The sequence below is a fragment of the Photobacterium sp. GB-56 genome (genome assembly GCF_003026105.1).
In the GTDB taxonomy this organism is placed as follows: Bacteria; Pseudomonadota; Gammaproteobacteria; order Enterobacterales; family Vibrionaceae; genus Photobacterium.
Window position 1 is genome coordinate 190,166 of the sequence record NZ_PYNW01000005.1, and the last position, 15,332, is coordinate 205,497.

Genomic DNA, 15,332 nt, shown 5'->3' on the forward strand with positions numbered 1-15,332 from the left:
TGATCTCTGCTGGTATTTAATCTTCTCTATGGCTTGTCTAATAATGCTTTAGGTTTTAACTTTATTATAAGTAATGATTTTTATAGAGATCTACATGGATGGTAGATTATGAATAATAACAATGATGGTTTATTCAATGTTTAAGAAAGAGAGATTAACCAAAACGATTGATGATATTTTTTTGATGCGATTTTCAGGCCATATTGGTATTGGTTTAATGTTTTTTGTTATTTTAGTCGGTTTTGGTTTTACGACTCTCGCACCATATTTTGCAACTAAGCATTTATCAACAAAAATTCAAACAGATACTGATGAATTGGTTAAAACTCATATTCAAAATATAGGCGATTATCAAGACTTTATTACGAATCTTAGCCGCAATTTTGATTTTACGTGTAGTGAGAAAGAGCAGGAGCAATTAAAACGTATTGCCTATAGTAATTATCTTATCCGTAAGATTTCTTTAACCCCCTCAGGCAAAAGTACTTGTTCGAGTTTTTATGAAAAAAATCATGGTCAGCATGTTGAATCTCGGAAAATTAAAACTTATGGCAATATGATGTCGTTATGGTTATCTTCTGAAAAAAATAGTCTGCAACGTATTTTTGAAGTTCGGTGGCAAGGTAACAAGGGGAGTTTGGTTCTGTCCTTAGAACCCATCGTTGAAGAAATCTTACGAAATAAATACTGTGAAGGTTGTGTTTTAACATCTATATCAGCAGATAATGAATTGGATCGATTAGGTTGGCAAGGTGATAATAAATCATACACGGCTGAACCTATATATGAAGTTTTAATGCCTAATGGTTTGAAATTTTCTAATTACATTAAGTTGGAATTATTAGATAAAGAGTCACAATTATTAAGGATGCCTCTCTTTTTAGCTGGTGCATTTATTGCTGGATTTTTAATTTTGTTGCGGCGTTTATTCATTAGACGACGTTTATCGTTACATGCATTAGTACAACGAGGGATAGTTAAACGTGAGTTCGTACCCTATTACCAACCTATTATTAATTTAAAGGCCAAAGAACTTTATGGTTGTGAAGTACTTGCTAGGTGGAAGAAAAAAGGGGCTGGATTAATATCACCAATGGAATTTATTCCTTACGTTGAAAAAAGTGGACAAATTATCCCTATTACTAATTTATTAATTGAGAAAGCGATTAAAGATTTGAGTACTATCAACTGGCAGTTAACCGATAGAGTGATCAGTATTAATCTTGTACCGCAACAATTAGAAAATATACAGATAATGAATGAGTCATTAGCATTATTCAGCAATTCAAAGATCCCTATTAAACAGGTTGCTTTTGAAATTACAGAACGAAAACAATTTGAAGATCTTACTATTGCCTCTGAGGTTATCCAATATCTTAAAGCTCAGGGTATTGATATTAAATTAGATGATGCAGGCACAGGGTATGGTGGGTTCAGTTATATTCAAGAATTGAACTTGCGGAGTTTAAAAATCGATAAGATGTTCGTTGAAAATATTGGTACGACGGATATAAAACTTTCTCTGCTTGATTCTATTATAGCCTTCGGCAAACAGGCTGGAATGGAAATGATAGCAGAAGGCGTCGAGACGAAAGAGCAATCCGATTACCTTGTTGAGCGTGATGTTTATCTTCAGCAGGGGTATTATTTTGGTATGCCAATGAATGCTGAAGAGTTTTCGATTTATAATATTGAGATTAAAAATAAGAATAAGCTTTTGGCTATTTAGATAAGATAACGAGTTATGGATAAAGAAAAGCCGACATAATGTCTAATGCCGATCGTTTAAGGTACTTGAACGATCCTAAGATTGCGTAATAATCCCTACCAACGTTTGTTGGTAGGGATTTTTATATGTTAGTTGATGAGTTAAACCAAGCGCATGAAACGATGGAAAATAGTAGTAACTATGAGTCTGTTGTTAATGCTATTGAGATGGAATGGATTGAACAGGCTCTTCATAATACTAACAAAGCAAGTATTCGGCGTCGCCGATTACCAGCTCAACAAGCCGTATGGCTCGTCATTTGGATGGGTTTACAACGCAACAAGTCTATCAAGGAAGTATGCAGCTCTCTAGACTTAGCACTCCAACCTCAACCCGAGAATAGTTGGTCTAGAGTTGCGCCTAGTGTCCTCACAGACAGTCGACGTCGATTAGATGAAGCTCCCTTAGCTGCGCTTTTTAAGACCGCTGTTTCGGCGTGGGAAGCCGATGCACTTCAGCTAAACATCGTCCTAAACCTCAATGTTCTTGCTGTCGACGGTACGACTTTTCGATGCCCTGACTCAGAAGAAAATGCTGAATCATTTGGCTTCATTTCTAAGAGTTACAAACCTTACCCTCAGCTTCGATTAGTTGGACTGATGGCTGCTGAAACTCGCATGATGCTGGGCGCATCATTTGATGCGTGCAATGTTGGTGAAGTGACATTAGCGCATCGCCTGCTAACTGATGTTCCCGCTAATTCACTAACCTTATTTGACCGTTGCTATTTCTCTGCAGATTTACTGATTAACTGGCAAGAAGCGGCAGTTAATAGTCACTGGCTAACACCAATAAAACGTAAGCTTCGTTATGAAGTCATTGAGGAATACGCTGACAACGACATGCTCATCGAGATGCCAATATCCCCGCAGGCGAGAAAGAAGAACTCTGAGCTGCCTGCCACCTGGCAGGCAAGGCTTGTACTGTACAAAGATCCTGCGGGTGAAATTGAAGGTTTTATTACCTCTTTGGCTGATCCAAATCAGTACCCACTCGAAGAGCTACTGCGTATCTACTGGCAACGCTGGGAGATAGAAGAAGGCTTTGGTGAGATAAAACAAACTCAGTTGCAAAGCGAAGTTACCCTGAGAAGTCGATTCCCATCTGGAGTAAAACAAGAACTCTGGGGGGTATTGCTAGCATATAACTTAGTGCGACTAGAAATGGTACAGATAGCCGCAGATGCTGATGTGAAGCCGACTCGAGTGAGTTTTACGGCAGCAATTAACCTCATTGACACCCAGCTTAGGTGGTTAGCATTAAGTCCAGATGGAACACTCCCTGCCAAACTAAAGCAAATGCGTGAGGCCGTCAGTCACTTTATTCTGCCGGACAAAAGAAAGGACCGAACGTTTCCACGTTCAGTCCTCTTTGTGCCATCCAAGTACCCGTTTAGGTATAAACGATGATGCTTATCCGAACGGCATTAGACATAATGTCGGCTTTTTTGTTGGTAATGATTACAGTAACCACGTGTTAAACGTTTTTCTCTTTCCACTCTTGTGCAAGACGAGAAACGGCATCTTGGCTTTCTTTCCACATACGAGTATTGATCAAATCACTATACTCAGCGGTTGGTTTTTTTAACAATGTTTCTAAAATAGGGACTGGAATCTGTGGTAATCCATCAAGGGCCTGTACAGCACCTTCACGGTTATTACATAACATCACCATGTTACAACCAGCTTCTTGAGCTGCGATAGCTCGTTCGCTATAGCTGCCTAATACGTCAGCTCCTTTCATATTAAGATCATCAGAGAAGATCACGCCTTTAAAACCTAGCTCTTTACGTAATACCTGTTTTAACCAATATTCTGAACCACTTGCAGGTTTTTCGTCATAAGCATCAAATACAACGTGTGCTGGCATGATGCCTTGCAGCAGGTTGTTTTCAATGAGATGTGTAAATACGGTCATATCATGGTTCTTAATATTATCCCGTGAATCGTAAGGCGTTTCTAAGTGAGAGTCGGCTATCACACCACCATGACCAGGGAAGTGTTTACCGGTTGCAGCCATGCCAGCCTGCGCCATACCACTTACAAATTGGCTTGCATAACGGATAATGTCTTGTGGGGAATTTGAGAAAGCGCGATCACCGATCGCTTTACAGTCGTAACCAAGATCAAGTACAGGCGCAAAACTAATATCAATATCCATCGCGAGTAGTTCAGCAGCCATTAGCCAGCCACCTTGCTTAGCAAGCACTTCTCCATTTTTAGACGCTGCAAAAGCGCGAGCAGGTGGTAGTTGGGTAAATTCTTCGCGGAAACGTTGAACACGTCCGCCTTCTTGATCGACACCAATCAGTAAAGAGCGTTTAGCCGTTTTTCGAATCTCTTTAACTAACGCTCGAAGTTGCTCACGATTGTCATAATTTCGGGCGAAAAAGATGATACCGCCTACTGTAGGATGTTGAATAATTTCGCGTTCTTCTGCATCAAGTTCATAACTTGATACATCAAGCATTAAAGGTCCCATGACGGCACTCCGAGTAACATTATATTAGGCGATAAATTACCATAGTCAGTTTTATCCGCAATTTTTAATGTGAATTTAGGCATCATCATAATGGAATTTTTTAGGGGATGAACACGGTTTAATCATTTCCAATATCAGTATTAAATTAAAGTAATTATGGTGATCTTTGTTGATTATTTTATGAAATGGAATGTAGTATTACTTTCTTTGTGTGATCTTAGTTGATTAATTTGAACAGGTCTTAGGTTACACTCAATACAATTCTGTCATCGCAAAAGAGTGAGTCATGTCGGTACTTATAGCAATCGCTTTAACAACAGGAATTTTATCTGGGATTTGGGGCTGGGTAGCTGTATCTCTGGGCTTATTAAGCTGGGGAGGATTTCTTGGCTGCACGACATATTTTGCTCTTCAGCGCGATGGTATAAAAGGCGTTGGGTTAAGCATTGCAACAAACTTAAGCGGTGTTTTTTGGGCGATGGTGATCATTAAGTTATCATCTTTAGTTCATTTTGAGATTATTGGTTACGTTGTCACTGCTCTAGTTGCATTTATGATGTGCGCACAAGCAAAAAAATCGTGGTTATCTTTTATCCCTGGTACCTTTATAGGCTCATGCGCAACGTTTGCTGCAAATGGTAATTGGCAATTGGTTATACCATCATTGGTTGTGGGTGTAGTATTTGGCTATTTAATGAAAAGTTCTGGTTTATGGCTACACGCGAAACTCGCAGAAAAAAAAACGGCTCGCGCTGAAATAGAGTTACCCATCACCCAGGATTAAGTAAACAATCTTACATATTGCTCATTAACCAGCTTTATAAAAATGCCGCTAGATTTATGCTTAAAAAAGCGATTAATCAGCGGCATTGTTATATGTAATGATAAATTTATATTTGTCTATTTACGATGTATTAGCTATGACTAGGCACAAAAATACCATTACGCTCGATACACAGCTTTTTCAATGCTGGTCGGTGTTGGTCTTTAGACGCTAATACACAAACTCGCATTCCCTCATTCAGTAATTGTTTCGCACGAGCGATGACGTTCTCGTGTTCGTAACTTTCACGATCAGCATCTCGACGGCAAAGGTCGACAAAAATATCATTCTTCCCTTCAGGGTAGAGAACAAACTCTGATTGCTGCATCAAACGTAATGCTTTCAGTGTTAATAATTCAGGGTCGTTACCTGTTTCGATTAAATACAAGTTAGCGCCTGTATCTTGGTATGATGCTAATAATTCACTAAAAGCCTGTTCTAATTCTTGCTCTGTTGTTGCTGTTTCAACTGCTGGTAGACGAAAGAATGTCTCCCAGAACTTTCGACGTTCATCAACGGTTTTGTAATGCTGTTTTATTCGAGTACGCTGCTGTCCTGAATAATGAGCTAATAAGCTTAAGTTTTGTGGTAATTGTGTTTCGAAACGTTCTCGTAAGTAACGAACCAAAACAGGTGATGCGCCACCACTTGAAATGGCAACTTGCATTGGTGAACGATCAATCATGGATGGCGTTATAAAATCACAATATGCAGGATCATCAACAACATTTGTCCATATCTTTAATGCATTAGCATCATGATAAACTTGATGGTTGAGTTCACGAGAATCGGTTGTCGCCCAAACTTGGTCAAATTGTGTAAGAAGTGACTTTTTATAACGGGCTTTTAGATATTCAAATTTACCTTCATCGAGTAGTGATACAAGATGAGGGTGAAGCTCTGGCGAGACAAGCGTAATGTTAGCTTGGGCTTTAAGTAATAGATCTACTTTGCGGCAGGCCACTTCACCACCACCCACGACTAATACTTTTTTATGGGTTAACTTTAGAAAAACAGGGAAAAAATCCATTTCGTATATCCGTCAAATCGCTCATTTTTATTTTGAGTTGTGCAACAAGCTAATGTTTACTAAGAAATCAATCAGTTCATAAAGGTTACTAATTTAGTACCATGAAAAGATTATTAAGAGCAAGTTTAACATTGTAATCATTTAGCTGTGTTTAGTTACCTTGGTTTCGGCGATAGTAAAGTATGAGAAGAGTTAGCAGGAGGCTATAAAAGGTTACTGTACCGCCACTTTCTGTTTGTTCTGCAGCCGCAGTTACGACAGTTTGCGTATTGTCTCTATTATTTGAAGGATCTTTTATTACGGCAAAAGGATCGATATTCAGCGTTGGTTGTAATGAGGAATCATTAAGTGTGAATGTTGAATTATCATAATCTTGTATTTGTTGTTCTATCCAATCTCGATGGGTAGAAACCTGGGTATATTGCCCTGTAAGCTGATTATATTGGTTTTCTGGGTTGTCATTTCGATTTGAACATTTTGCCCCATTACTGGTTAACCCGATTAACCGAATGCCTTTATCACTATCAGATACTGCTTGATGATTTTGCCAGATAAGCGGGCCGCCAGAATCACCGCTACATACATCTTTAATTAAGCCATTAATGTTTGAATCTGCGCAGACAATATGTTCATTACCGATATTGAGCCCAACGCATTGGTTATCAGGAACACCGGCTAAACTAATTACTTGTAATGTAGTTGGATAACCTTTTCTAAGAGTGTCTCCCCAACCAGAAGCAATAGCAGTGACAGGAGAATCCATATTGGTCGCCCAAGTGTTGCTGAATATATTATCAGCTATGATTTGTTCATTAGGAGTAGCTAGTTTAACTGACTGGGCAATACCATACATTGAACGATTAACGCGAAAGAGCGCTATGTCATTGATAAAATTGTCTTCATTATAATTAGGATGACTGATCTTCTTTACGATATTAAAAAAATGCTTTTTATCAAGATTTGCAAAATTACCATCTTGAATCATGCTTGTACCAACGATGGCAATATCACTAATGTTTGATGAGTTGCAGTGTGCTGCTGTTAGTAACCAATACTCACTTATCACAACAGCGCCACAGCTGACACTGTCGAAACCTTTTTGTTTGAGTGCCGCTTGCCAAGGGATCAGTTGTGAATCATAAAGGGTAGCATCGGTACCATTAATGGCCTTTGCTGTTGCTTGTGCATTAACTGGTGTATTCGCTAACGCAGATGATTGGTAGCTAAAAGCAGCAAAAATACCGACTAAGTACGTTAATTTTTTTAGCCATAAATGCAATGTCATGTGCAGCTCCATCTTGAACTGTTGTTTATTAAAGCGTAGCTACAACTGTTTAAAAAATTACTAGTAGCGTGTCATTTATCGCAAAAAAATGAATTTGTATTATTTTCGATACATAATAGTGATAACTGAACTCCAGAAAAATTTTGCTGATGAATTTAGAATCTACGATATATTTTCATTATCTGGATTGAGTTATGTTTAAATCATGTATTGGTTTTGGTATTGCAGGTAACTTTGCTGGGCATTTAGAACAAGCGGGTGAAGCGAGGGATTTTTTAGATATAGAAGTAAAAGAAGAAGTTCAACCCAAAGGCATTTTTCCTTTTTATGTGCCTTCTAATACAAATTCATTCTTAACGGTATACCCACTTTCATCTACGCGCATTACGCCATCAAACAACGCTGATAATTTACAGATTGAGCCCGAAGTTGCGCTTATTTGTGATATTAAATATCAACAAAAAAGTACTGGTGAAATCAATGTTGTTAGTTTAATTCCACGTCAGTTTGCAGCGTATAATGATTGTTCTATTAGAAAGCCTGATGCGAATAAAATTAGTGAGAAAAAGAATTGGGGAGCAAACAGTAAAGGGATTTCAGAAACCTTGATTGATATCGACCATTTCCAAACTGGTGGGATATTAGATCGTTTCCGTATCGCAAGTTTTCATCGTTCTAATGGTCAACTTCATTGCTATGGTGAAGATAGCCCAGTAGTTGGATATAGCTACTTTCACCAAAAGCTGCTTGATTGGGTTATTGAACGTATGAATCACCAGCAGGATATTGGGCCAACTGAAAATATTAACGCGCTACTAAATCAAGCTGATCACCCAAAGCAAGCCATTATTAGTATTGGTGCAACTCGCTATACACCATACGGAGAAACACACTTCTTACAACCAGGCGATGCCAGTATTGTGGTTGTATATGATGGCATTTTATATAGTAGTGCAGATGTACTGCGTATGGCTGAAAACAATGATTGGCAAAGTAATGGGCTATCTGTATTGGTACAAACTGTTGATTAAGTAGTAAGATCAATTTGGTTAATAGCATAAACAAAGGATCCGTCATGTCGACATCAGTACCACATCAAGACTTAGTTTCAGTGCAATGGTTACATCAAGCATTAGCGAATAATGCACAGAACAATCTTGTCGTATTAGATGCTACGTCTTTTATGCCCGGCGTTGATCGCTCTCCAGAGCAAGAGCTGATTGAACAACGTATTCCACGTGCACGCTTTTTTGATTTTAATAACAAGCTAGCCGATCCAGATACCGATTTACCGCATATGTTACCGTCGGCTGAGCAGTTCTCACTCGAGGTAAGCAAACTAGGTATTAGTAATAATACCCATGTCGTGATTTACGATAGCTTAGGCATGTTTTCAGCGCCACGTGGCTGGTGGATGTTTAAAACGATGGGACACAATAATGTTTCTGTTTTAGATGGTGGGTTACCGGCATGGATAGAAGCAGGGCTTGAACTCGAATCAGGTGAACTAGAAAGTATAATCCCAATGGATTTTAACGCCCAGTTACAATCAGAATGGGTGATAGATGCTAAACACCTTAATGAATTACTCACTGATAAAAATGTTGCTGTGATTGATGCAAGGCCACGTGCACGCTTCTTGGGCTCAGTGAAAGAGCCGCGTGAGGGCATTCGAAGTGGTCATATGCCTAATGCAAAAAATCTACCGTTTGGTGAATTGCTTGATAATGGCCACTTTATTGCGCTAGCCGAGATAAAAGCCAAGTTTGATGTGTTATCAACACCAGAACAGCGTTTAATTTTTAGCTGTGGCTCAGGTGTGACAGCATGCATTTTAGCTTTAGCTGCAAATTTGATTGGCCGTAAAGCGCTCACTGTTTATGACGGTTCGTGGACAGAATGGGGTGCAACTGAGTGTTACCCCGTTGTTAAATAAATATCGTTAAAATAGAAATATAAAGGCGAGCAGTGTAATAGCATGATAATTAATACTGCCGCCTTATTTCTATTGGTTATTAAGGTGAGGTATTTAATTTGTAACGATCAGGCTTTCTCATCAATAGCAACATAGCCCTTATCTTTGATAATACTTTGCGCTTGGTTAGAAAGGACAAATTTAATAAATTGTTGCGCATCATTGGCTAAGCCTTTTTGTTTAAACATCAACAAAAACGGTCGAGCAATTTTATATTCGCCTGATTCAATATTGGCAGCAGTCGGTAAAACATTATCGTACGAGAGAGCCTTGACTGAATCATCAACAGAGCCAAGAGAGACATAGCCAATTGCATGTTTATTACGTGAAACTAAACTTTTCACCATGCCATTGGTACTTACCACCAGTACGCGTGGGCTGATATTAGAAACAGTAAAGCCAGAAACTTGTTTGGTTAACCCAAAAAAGTGTTCAAATGAAAAACGAGAGCCTGATGCATTTTCACGGCTCACGACTGCCATATCTAAATCTTTACCGTTAATTGATTTCCAGTTAGTGATTTTACCTTGGTAAATAGCAATAAGTTGCTCACGCGTCAGATTTGTTACCGGATTCGCTTTATTTACTACAAGCGCAATACCATCATAAGCAATAGTAATGGCTTTATAGTTATTATCTAATTCAGCACGAGAAATGACACGGGAGCTCATACCTATTTCAGCGGCACCTTGCTTAACAGCATTAATACCCGCGGTTGAACCGATACCTTGAACTTCAATTGTGGTGTCTTTATGCGTTGACGAGTAGGTATCTGCAAGCACATCCATAATGTGACTTACCGATGTAGATCCAACAACGGTGACTGTTTCTTTTGCTTGTACATTGAATGATATACATACGCCTAATGCGAGTAAGCGAATTACGGTTTTAAGCATTTTTTACTCCATGAGCTTCATTATTTCGAGCGTATGTTATTACGATAGTGTGACAGGTTTGTGAATCTCATAACTAAAAGTCATGTGTTGGCGAGTTAATGGTAACTAGAAATAGTCACTGTAAAAGGTTAATGCCATGAGAGTATATAGTTAATATCATTGCCAATATAAGATAAAATTTTGAATCAACTTAGTAAAATGCTAAAGTCGATTAACAGATGTAACATTAAGTGTAGGGATTTACATTTAATGATTGAGGTAGGCGCCGTGCAGCGTTAGTAGGAAATACACAAGGTTGGTTATATGCTTAAAATGGCAACAACAGCAACATCACCGAATAAAGCAATTTTATCTGAACGGATTCAAAAATTGATTAAAGGGCTTTCTAATGGCGTTTATGAACGTGAGGAAGTGATTAAGCTGTGTTTGCTTGCGGCATTAGCAGGAGAGAGTGTTTTTCTTTTAGGGCCACCAGGGATCGCAAAAAGTTTAATTGCAAAACGATTAATTCAGGCTTTTGATGATAGCAAATTTTTTGATTACTTGATGACGCGTTTTTCAACACCTGAAGAGGTGTTTGGACCTTTATCTATTCAAGAGTTAAAAGACAATGGTAAATATGTCCGTTTAATTGATGGTTACTTACCGACAGCACAAGTGGTTTTTCTTGATGAAATTTGGAAAGCCGGCCCTGCTATTCTAAATACGTTATTAACAGTGGTTAATGAACGTACATTCAAAAATGGTCAAGACATACTACCTGTACCTATGCGCTTGTTGATCACCGCATCTAACGAGTTACCTGATGAAGATAGTGGCCTTGATGCTTTATATGATCGAATGCTCGTTCGTGTATTTGTTAATCGTATTCAAGAGAAAAAGAACTTTAAAGCCCTATTGATGGGGGAAGGGCCAACACTACAAGAAATAGATCCAAGTCTCACTATTAAAGATGAAGAGTATGTTAACTGGCAGCAGCATATTGATGAGATCCAATTAAGTGAAGAGACCTTTGAACAAATCTTTAAGCTTAAATCAATGGTTGAAGAGCATGTTAATCAAACCGATGTGATTGATAGTGACAGTGAGTTGTATATCTCTGATCGACGTTGGAAAAAGTCGGTACGGCTATTAAAAGCCAGCGCGTTTTTTAATGGTCGTAGTGAAATCAACCCACTTGATTTGTTACTGTTGCAAGATTGCTTATGGCATAGCCCAGAATCGCGTAATGTTATTTGTAATATCATTAATACATTCGCGACAGAACATGCCTTTAATCAGACTCACTCAAGTTTAGACGCTAATGAAGCAGAAACTATCATCAATAAGATTAACAATGATGTCGTTGAAAAATTGACTGTGCCTTTTACTAAAGAAAGCACTATGCGTAAAGAGTGGTTTAAATATAACTTTGCGACAGCCGCAAGATTTAACGTTAACAACAACCCTCGTATGATCAAATTGGTGATGCTACAGCAAAATCCATCAGTCTCGGAACAAGAGCCGGGTGATAGCCGATGGGTATACGTAGATGGTGATGAGTTTGATAAGAAAATTAGGACGGGTAAATGTGATATTTATGGTTTTGTAAATAAGAACACGCATTTGTGTCGCTTACAATTTGAAATTGATGCGCAAAACCGCCTAACCATTAAAGATATTGCTAATCGCTCGGTATTAGTAGGCATTGCAGGTAATAAAGGTATCACTGAAACTCAGCAACAAACATGGCAAGACGGTGTTGACGGTGCCATGGCAAAAATAGTTGATGCAGAGCATAACATTAAAAAGTCACGTGCAAGTTTCCATGGAGCATTACCGCATAACTTTATCAATGATGCTTTTCCTGCACTGATTGAACAAAGTCTATGTGATGCTGCAGATAAAGTGGCAGAGCTTAAAGGGCTTGTCGAAAAGAGTGCATTTCGCATTACCCATCTTTCTGAGTATTTTGCCAAATAATGCTTGTGGTTAAGCAGTTTATCGTTAGGTGTAATCAACACCTAACGGTAGGCACGAAAAAGGAGAATCGCGTATGCCAGTCTCTGAAGGATTAAACTTCGCATTGATGCTTGCTGAATCAGGCGTTATTGATAGTGCTGTTCATGAAGTCATGGTACGTCCGCAGTTATTAATGGCGGCAGAATCTAGCCCTGGTGTTAAAACGGCGATGAAAAACCAAGTCATGAAATGGCGAGGGCAAATGATCCGTCAAACCGCTAAGGGAACGGTGGTAGAACGGTTTCATGACGAAATAGAGCTTTATCAACAAGTCTGTAAATGGGATCAAGATTATTTTATCGAGCATGCTGATGAAGTCGTAAAAAAGCTGGAAGGGCAGTCTTCGTTTTATTTCAAAGCAAAAAATCTTGTAGCCAAAGAACACCAGAAACATAACCCGATGTTTCAACGATTCTTTTGTGACAAGTGGTATGAGTATATTGCTTATGCCTTAAAAGAAGCGCAAGAATCGGAAATTGAAGAAAATAAAGAAGATTTGTTGAAAGACTTGTATCAGCGTATTGAAACGTTAAAGCAAGTGGAAGAAGTAACTGAAGCTGGCGATGAGAAAAAGGCCGGTCGTTTATGGGATATGGCAAAAGCGAAATTGACGCAGACTGATGTCGATGTCATGAAGAAAATTGCTAAGTTTTTAAAAAACAATAACGGCTTGCAAGATATTGCTGAGAAGTTAGGGCGTATGGCCAGTGAAGTCGATGATCCTAATAAAGAGCGCGTAAAAGCAGAAGAACTTAAACTGGTGGAAGAGAAAAGTGACAATGTCACTGATGATATTGTCGGGATCCATGAAAGTGACGATCTCGCCAAACTCTTACCTAATGAAGCAATGTTTTTAGCCTATCCTGAATTAGAAGTGGTGTTCTATAAACACTTAGCCGATAAACGCTTAATGAATTACCGTATGCAAGGTACGCAGCGTAAACTACGTAAGGTAAAAGCGTATAAGCGACAAACTAAACAGGTAGATCAAGATAAAGGCCCATTTATTGTTTGTATTGATGCTTCAGGTTCTATGTCGGGTTTCCCTGAAAATTGTGCCAAAGCACTGGCTTATGGCTTAATGCAAATAGCACTTGCTGATGAACGTGATTGTTATGTCATTATGTTTTCAACTCAACAGATTACGTACGAGTTGACGAAGCAAGATGGGTTAAGCGAAGTGGTTAACTTTTTATCTTATTCATTTCATGGCGGTACGGATCTTGGTCCTGTATTAGATCAATCGATTGATTTGATGAGTGACGGTAAATATAAAAACGCTGATCTCGTGGTGCTATCTGACTTTATTGCGCCTAGCCAGCCTGAGGCTATGTTAAGCCGAGTAGAAAAACTGAAAGCCCAGAAGAACCGTTTTCATGCCGTTAACCTGTCAAAATACGGCAATCCAGAACTTTTAGAGATGTTCGATCATTGTTGGTCTTATCACCCTTCTAAATTAAGTCAACTAGGTAAATTATTCCGTATTCGTTAATGTTTACATTATTCGCGCTATAGCTTAATCCTGTAACGCTATAGCGCAAATATCTGTTTTTTCTTTTTATGTTCTGCGCTATTTGATTTTAAAGTATTCAAGCAATGCATTACGCCATTCATTACTCTGCCTAAATTGTAGTAATTCTCGGTTTACTGATTCTTCGTAAGGGCTTTGCTCTATTAACGCGATACCATAATTTTGCTTTTCAAATTGATAAGGTAAGACAGTTAATTTTTCATATTTACCGTTTTGTTTTGCGATCTTTAGCTCGTATTTTACGATTGCATCATCATTCACGGCAGCATCGATTTCACCACGTTCTAAAGCATCCAACATTTCAACGACTGTGTCGTATTGACGATGGGCAATACTGTGACGAGTTAAAAATTGCGACGACGTTGAAGCAGTCTTTGCGCCAGTATTAACATTCGCTAAATCGTTGGGGCTTTTTATATCGCTATTAATTAATCCGATAGTAAATGTACTGGCTAAAACTGCGGTGATACTGGCAATAAACAGGGTTGTGAAAACCGCCAGTGCAACGGTTAGTACTCGTCCTGTTAGCGTTTTAAATTCGTAATAATTAAAAGGTCCTTTGGTAATAAATAACAACCCTAGAATAAAACCTTCAATTAATTGCGCGGGTCTTGAACGCATCGAGTAAAGCTTGTCATTAACACGGTGCTCTAATAAATAATAGAGGCCACCGATAATTGCCGCAGCCGTGACAAAAATAGCAATAATGGTTAAGAGGTGTCTGTTAGTTATAATACTTTTAAACGTATCGAAATGACTGGCAGATTTAACAACAATTGCAAGATGCGTTTCGTAAAAAGAGTGCGAAAAATCAATGATTTGCTCTCGTTCTGGTGTGATCGATAAACACGATAACCCAATATCGATTTCTTTTGCCGCAACCGCTTGTAATAGATCTTTTAAAGGGTAATTTTTGAAGGTGTAAGGGATCTCCAACTTTTCAGCTATTTGCTGCCATAGTAAAATACTTAATCCTGTATATTCACCAAATTGATCTTGCATAACAAAAGGAGGGCAAATATAAGTGCCGATGACCAGTTCCTTGTTGCTTAACGCAGCCGTTGTCAGTTCATGTGATGTATCAACAGCTTGATGGTTTGACTTTGAGGTATCCGTTATTGCTGTCACTGGTGTATTTGCGATGGCGATATGTGAATAACTTCCCGCAAAAATAACGATTAATAGCACGAGTAAAGGCAGGTGAGGGTACTTAGCGAGGCGTGGAGAACAGTAAATAACAAAAGTATTTTCTTGCGACATTATTAACTATCCTTTTGTTGTTTTTATTATTAAGTATAAATCCTTTCTCTTGTTTTGATTTTTGTACTGATGCGATATTGGACTTAAAAATGACAAATAAGCAGTGGTAAGAGCTGATAATTTGTATTTTAGAACTAAACAACACGTCAAATTATTAAGATATAGCAATAATAAGTGGACGATTTAGCCATTTATTTAATCATTAACACCTTAAACACTAAGTTTATCATCGATAAGCATGTACAATGCTGCGCTTTGATAAGATCCAATTCTGCGAGAAGC

At 38.5% G+C, this 15,332-nt stretch carries 12 protein-coding genes; 7 read left to right on the plus strand and 5 right to left on the minus strand.

What is annotated here, in order from left to right; all coding sequences use genetic code 11:
- Window positions 1–136 precede the first annotated feature (136 nt).
- Together C9J42_RS09070 and C9J42_RS09075 are read left to right on the plus strand one after the other, a co-directional pair.
- Window positions 137–1,729, plus strand: a complete 1,593-nt coding sequence (locus C9J42_RS09070) for an EAL domain-containing protein (protein ID WP_107261006.1) — start codon at window positions 137–139, stop codon at window positions 1,727–1,729.
- A 125-nt stretch (window positions 1,730–1,854) separates the two neighbouring features.
- The gene (locus C9J42_RS09075; protein ID WP_107295016.1) at window positions 1,855–3,177 is read left to right on the plus strand and encodes an IS4 family transposase; all 1,323 of its coding nucleotides are present in this window, start codon (window positions 1,855–1,857) and stop codon (window positions 3,175–3,177) included.
- A 67-nt stretch (window positions 3,178–3,244) separates the two neighbouring features.
- Here C9J42_RS09075 and nagZ read toward each other — a convergent pair whose 3' ends face one another.
- Window positions 3,245–4,249 carry a beta-N-acetylhexosaminidase gene (gene nagZ / locus C9J42_RS09080; protein WP_107301909.1) on the minus strand — a complete coding sequence of 335 codons (1,005 nt, stop codon included), beginning with the start codon at window positions 4,247–4,249 and terminating at the stop codon, window positions 3,245–3,247.
- Window positions 4,250–4,535: 286 nt separating this feature from the next.
- Between nagZ and C9J42_RS09085 the strand changes: the two genes are divergently transcribed.
- A complete protein-coding gene (locus C9J42_RS09085) occupies window positions 4,536–5,033 on the plus strand; it encodes a DUF1097 domain-containing protein (RefSeq protein WP_107247194.1) in 498 nt (165 codons plus the stop codon).
- A 130-nt stretch (window positions 5,034–5,163) separates the two neighbouring features.
- On the opposite strand, the gene C9J42_RS09090 is transcribed toward C9J42_RS09085, so the two are convergent.
- Complete coding sequence (locus C9J42_RS09090) at window positions 5,164–6,102, minus strand: siroheme synthase (protein WP_107247195.1); 939 nt, start codon at window positions 6,100–6,102, stop codon at window positions 5,164–5,166.
- 151 nt (window positions 6,103–6,253) lie between these two features.
- Window positions 6,254–7,387 (minus strand): trypsin-like serine protease, encoded by a 1,134-nt coding sequence (locus C9J42_RS09095; protein WP_107247196.1) that lies wholly within the window; start codon window positions 7,385–7,387, stop codon window positions 6,254–6,256.
- Between the two features lie 194 nt (window positions 7,388–7,581).
- Here C9J42_RS09095 and C9J42_RS09100 point away from each other — a divergent pair, with 194 nt between their 5' ends.
- Window positions 7,582–8,418: a DUF5718 family protein gene (locus C9J42_RS09100; protein WP_107247197.1), complete on the plus strand. Its 837-nt coding sequence runs from the start codon at window positions 7,582–7,584 to the stop codon at window positions 8,416–8,418.
- Between the two features lie 44 nt (window positions 8,419–8,462).
- The gene (locus C9J42_RS09105) at window positions 8,463–9,323 is read left to right on the plus strand and encodes a sulfurtransferase (RefSeq protein ID WP_107261002.1); all 861 of its coding nucleotides are present in this window, start codon (window positions 8,463–8,465) and stop codon (window positions 9,321–9,323) included.
- A gap of 107 nt (window positions 9,324–9,430) precedes the next feature.
- Here the strand turns inward: C9J42_RS09105 and C9J42_RS09110 are convergent, their stop codons facing one another.
- Entirely contained in the window at window positions 9,431–10,258 is an 828-nt protein-coding gene (locus C9J42_RS09110; protein ID WP_107207191.1) for a phosphate ABC transporter substrate-binding protein, read from the minus strand.
- A gap of 303 nt (window positions 10,259–10,561) precedes the next feature.
- On the opposite strand from C9J42_RS09110, the gene C9J42_RS09115 reads away from it, so the two are divergent.
- Window positions 10,562–12,220, plus strand: a complete 1,659-nt coding sequence (locus tag C9J42_RS09115) for an ATPase RavA domain-containing protein (RefSeq protein ID WP_107301910.1) — start codon at window positions 10,562–10,564, stop codon at window positions 12,218–12,220.
- A 73-nt stretch (window positions 12,221–12,293) separates the two neighbouring features.
- Window positions 12,294–13,751 carry an ATPase RavA stimulator ViaA gene (viaA, locus tag C9J42_RS09120; protein ID WP_107292270.1) on the plus strand — a complete coding sequence of 486 codons (1,458 nt, stop codon included), beginning with the start codon at window positions 12,294–12,296 and terminating at the stop codon, window positions 13,749–13,751.
- A gap of 78 nt (window positions 13,752–13,829) precedes the next feature.
- Here viaA and C9J42_RS09125 read toward each other — a convergent pair whose 3' ends face one another.
- On the minus strand, window positions 13,830–15,050 hold the full coding sequence (locus tag C9J42_RS09125; protein WP_107260998.1) for a transporter substrate-binding domain-containing protein: 1,221 nt from the start codon (window positions 15,048–15,050) through the stop codon (window positions 13,830–13,832).
- Window positions 15,051–15,332 lie beyond the last annotated feature (282 nt).

Bases quoted from the DNA above. Each gene is read 5' to 3' on its own strand.
- C9J42_RS09070 (WP_107261006.1), top strand. From the start codon at position 137: ATGTTTAAGAAAGAGAGATTAACCAAAACGATTGATGATATTTTTTTG.
- C9J42_RS09075 (WP_107295016.1), top strand. From the start codon at position 1,855: ATGTTAGTTGATGAGTTAAACCAAGCGCATGAAACGATGGAAAATAGT.
- nagZ (WP_107301909.1), bottom strand. From the start codon at position 4,249: ATGGGACCTTTAATGCTTGATGTATCAAGTTATGAACTTGATGCAGAA.
- C9J42_RS09085 (WP_107247194.1), top strand. From the start codon at position 4,536: ATGTCGGTACTTATAGCAATCGCTTTAACAACAGGAATTTTATCTGGG.
- C9J42_RS09090 (WP_107247195.1), bottom strand. From the start codon at position 6,102: ATGGATTTTTTCCCTGTTTTTCTAAAGTTAACCCATAAAAAAGTATTA.
- C9J42_RS09095 (WP_107247196.1), bottom strand. From the start codon at position 7,387: ATGACATTGCATTTATGGCTAAAAAAATTAACGTACTTAGTCGGTATT.
- C9J42_RS09100 (WP_107247197.1), top strand. From the start codon at position 7,582: ATGTTTAAATCATGTATTGGTTTTGGTATTGCAGGTAACTTTGCTGGG.
- C9J42_RS09105 (WP_107261002.1), top strand. From the start codon at position 8,463: ATGTCGACATCAGTACCACATCAAGACTTAGTTTCAGTGCAATGGTTA.
- C9J42_RS09110 (WP_107207191.1), bottom strand. From the start codon at position 10,258: ATGCTTAAAACCGTAATTCGCTTACTCGCATTAGGCGTATGTATATCA.
- C9J42_RS09115 (WP_107301910.1), top strand. From the start codon at position 10,562: ATGCTTAAAATGGCAACAACAGCAACATCACCGAATAAAGCAATTTTA.
- viaA (WP_107292270.1), top strand. From the start codon at position 12,294: ATGCCAGTCTCTGAAGGATTAAACTTCGCATTGATGCTTGCTGAATCA.
- C9J42_RS09125 (WP_107260998.1), bottom strand. From the start codon at position 15,050: ATGTCGCAAGAAAATACTTTTGTTATTTACTGTTCTCCACGCCTCGCT.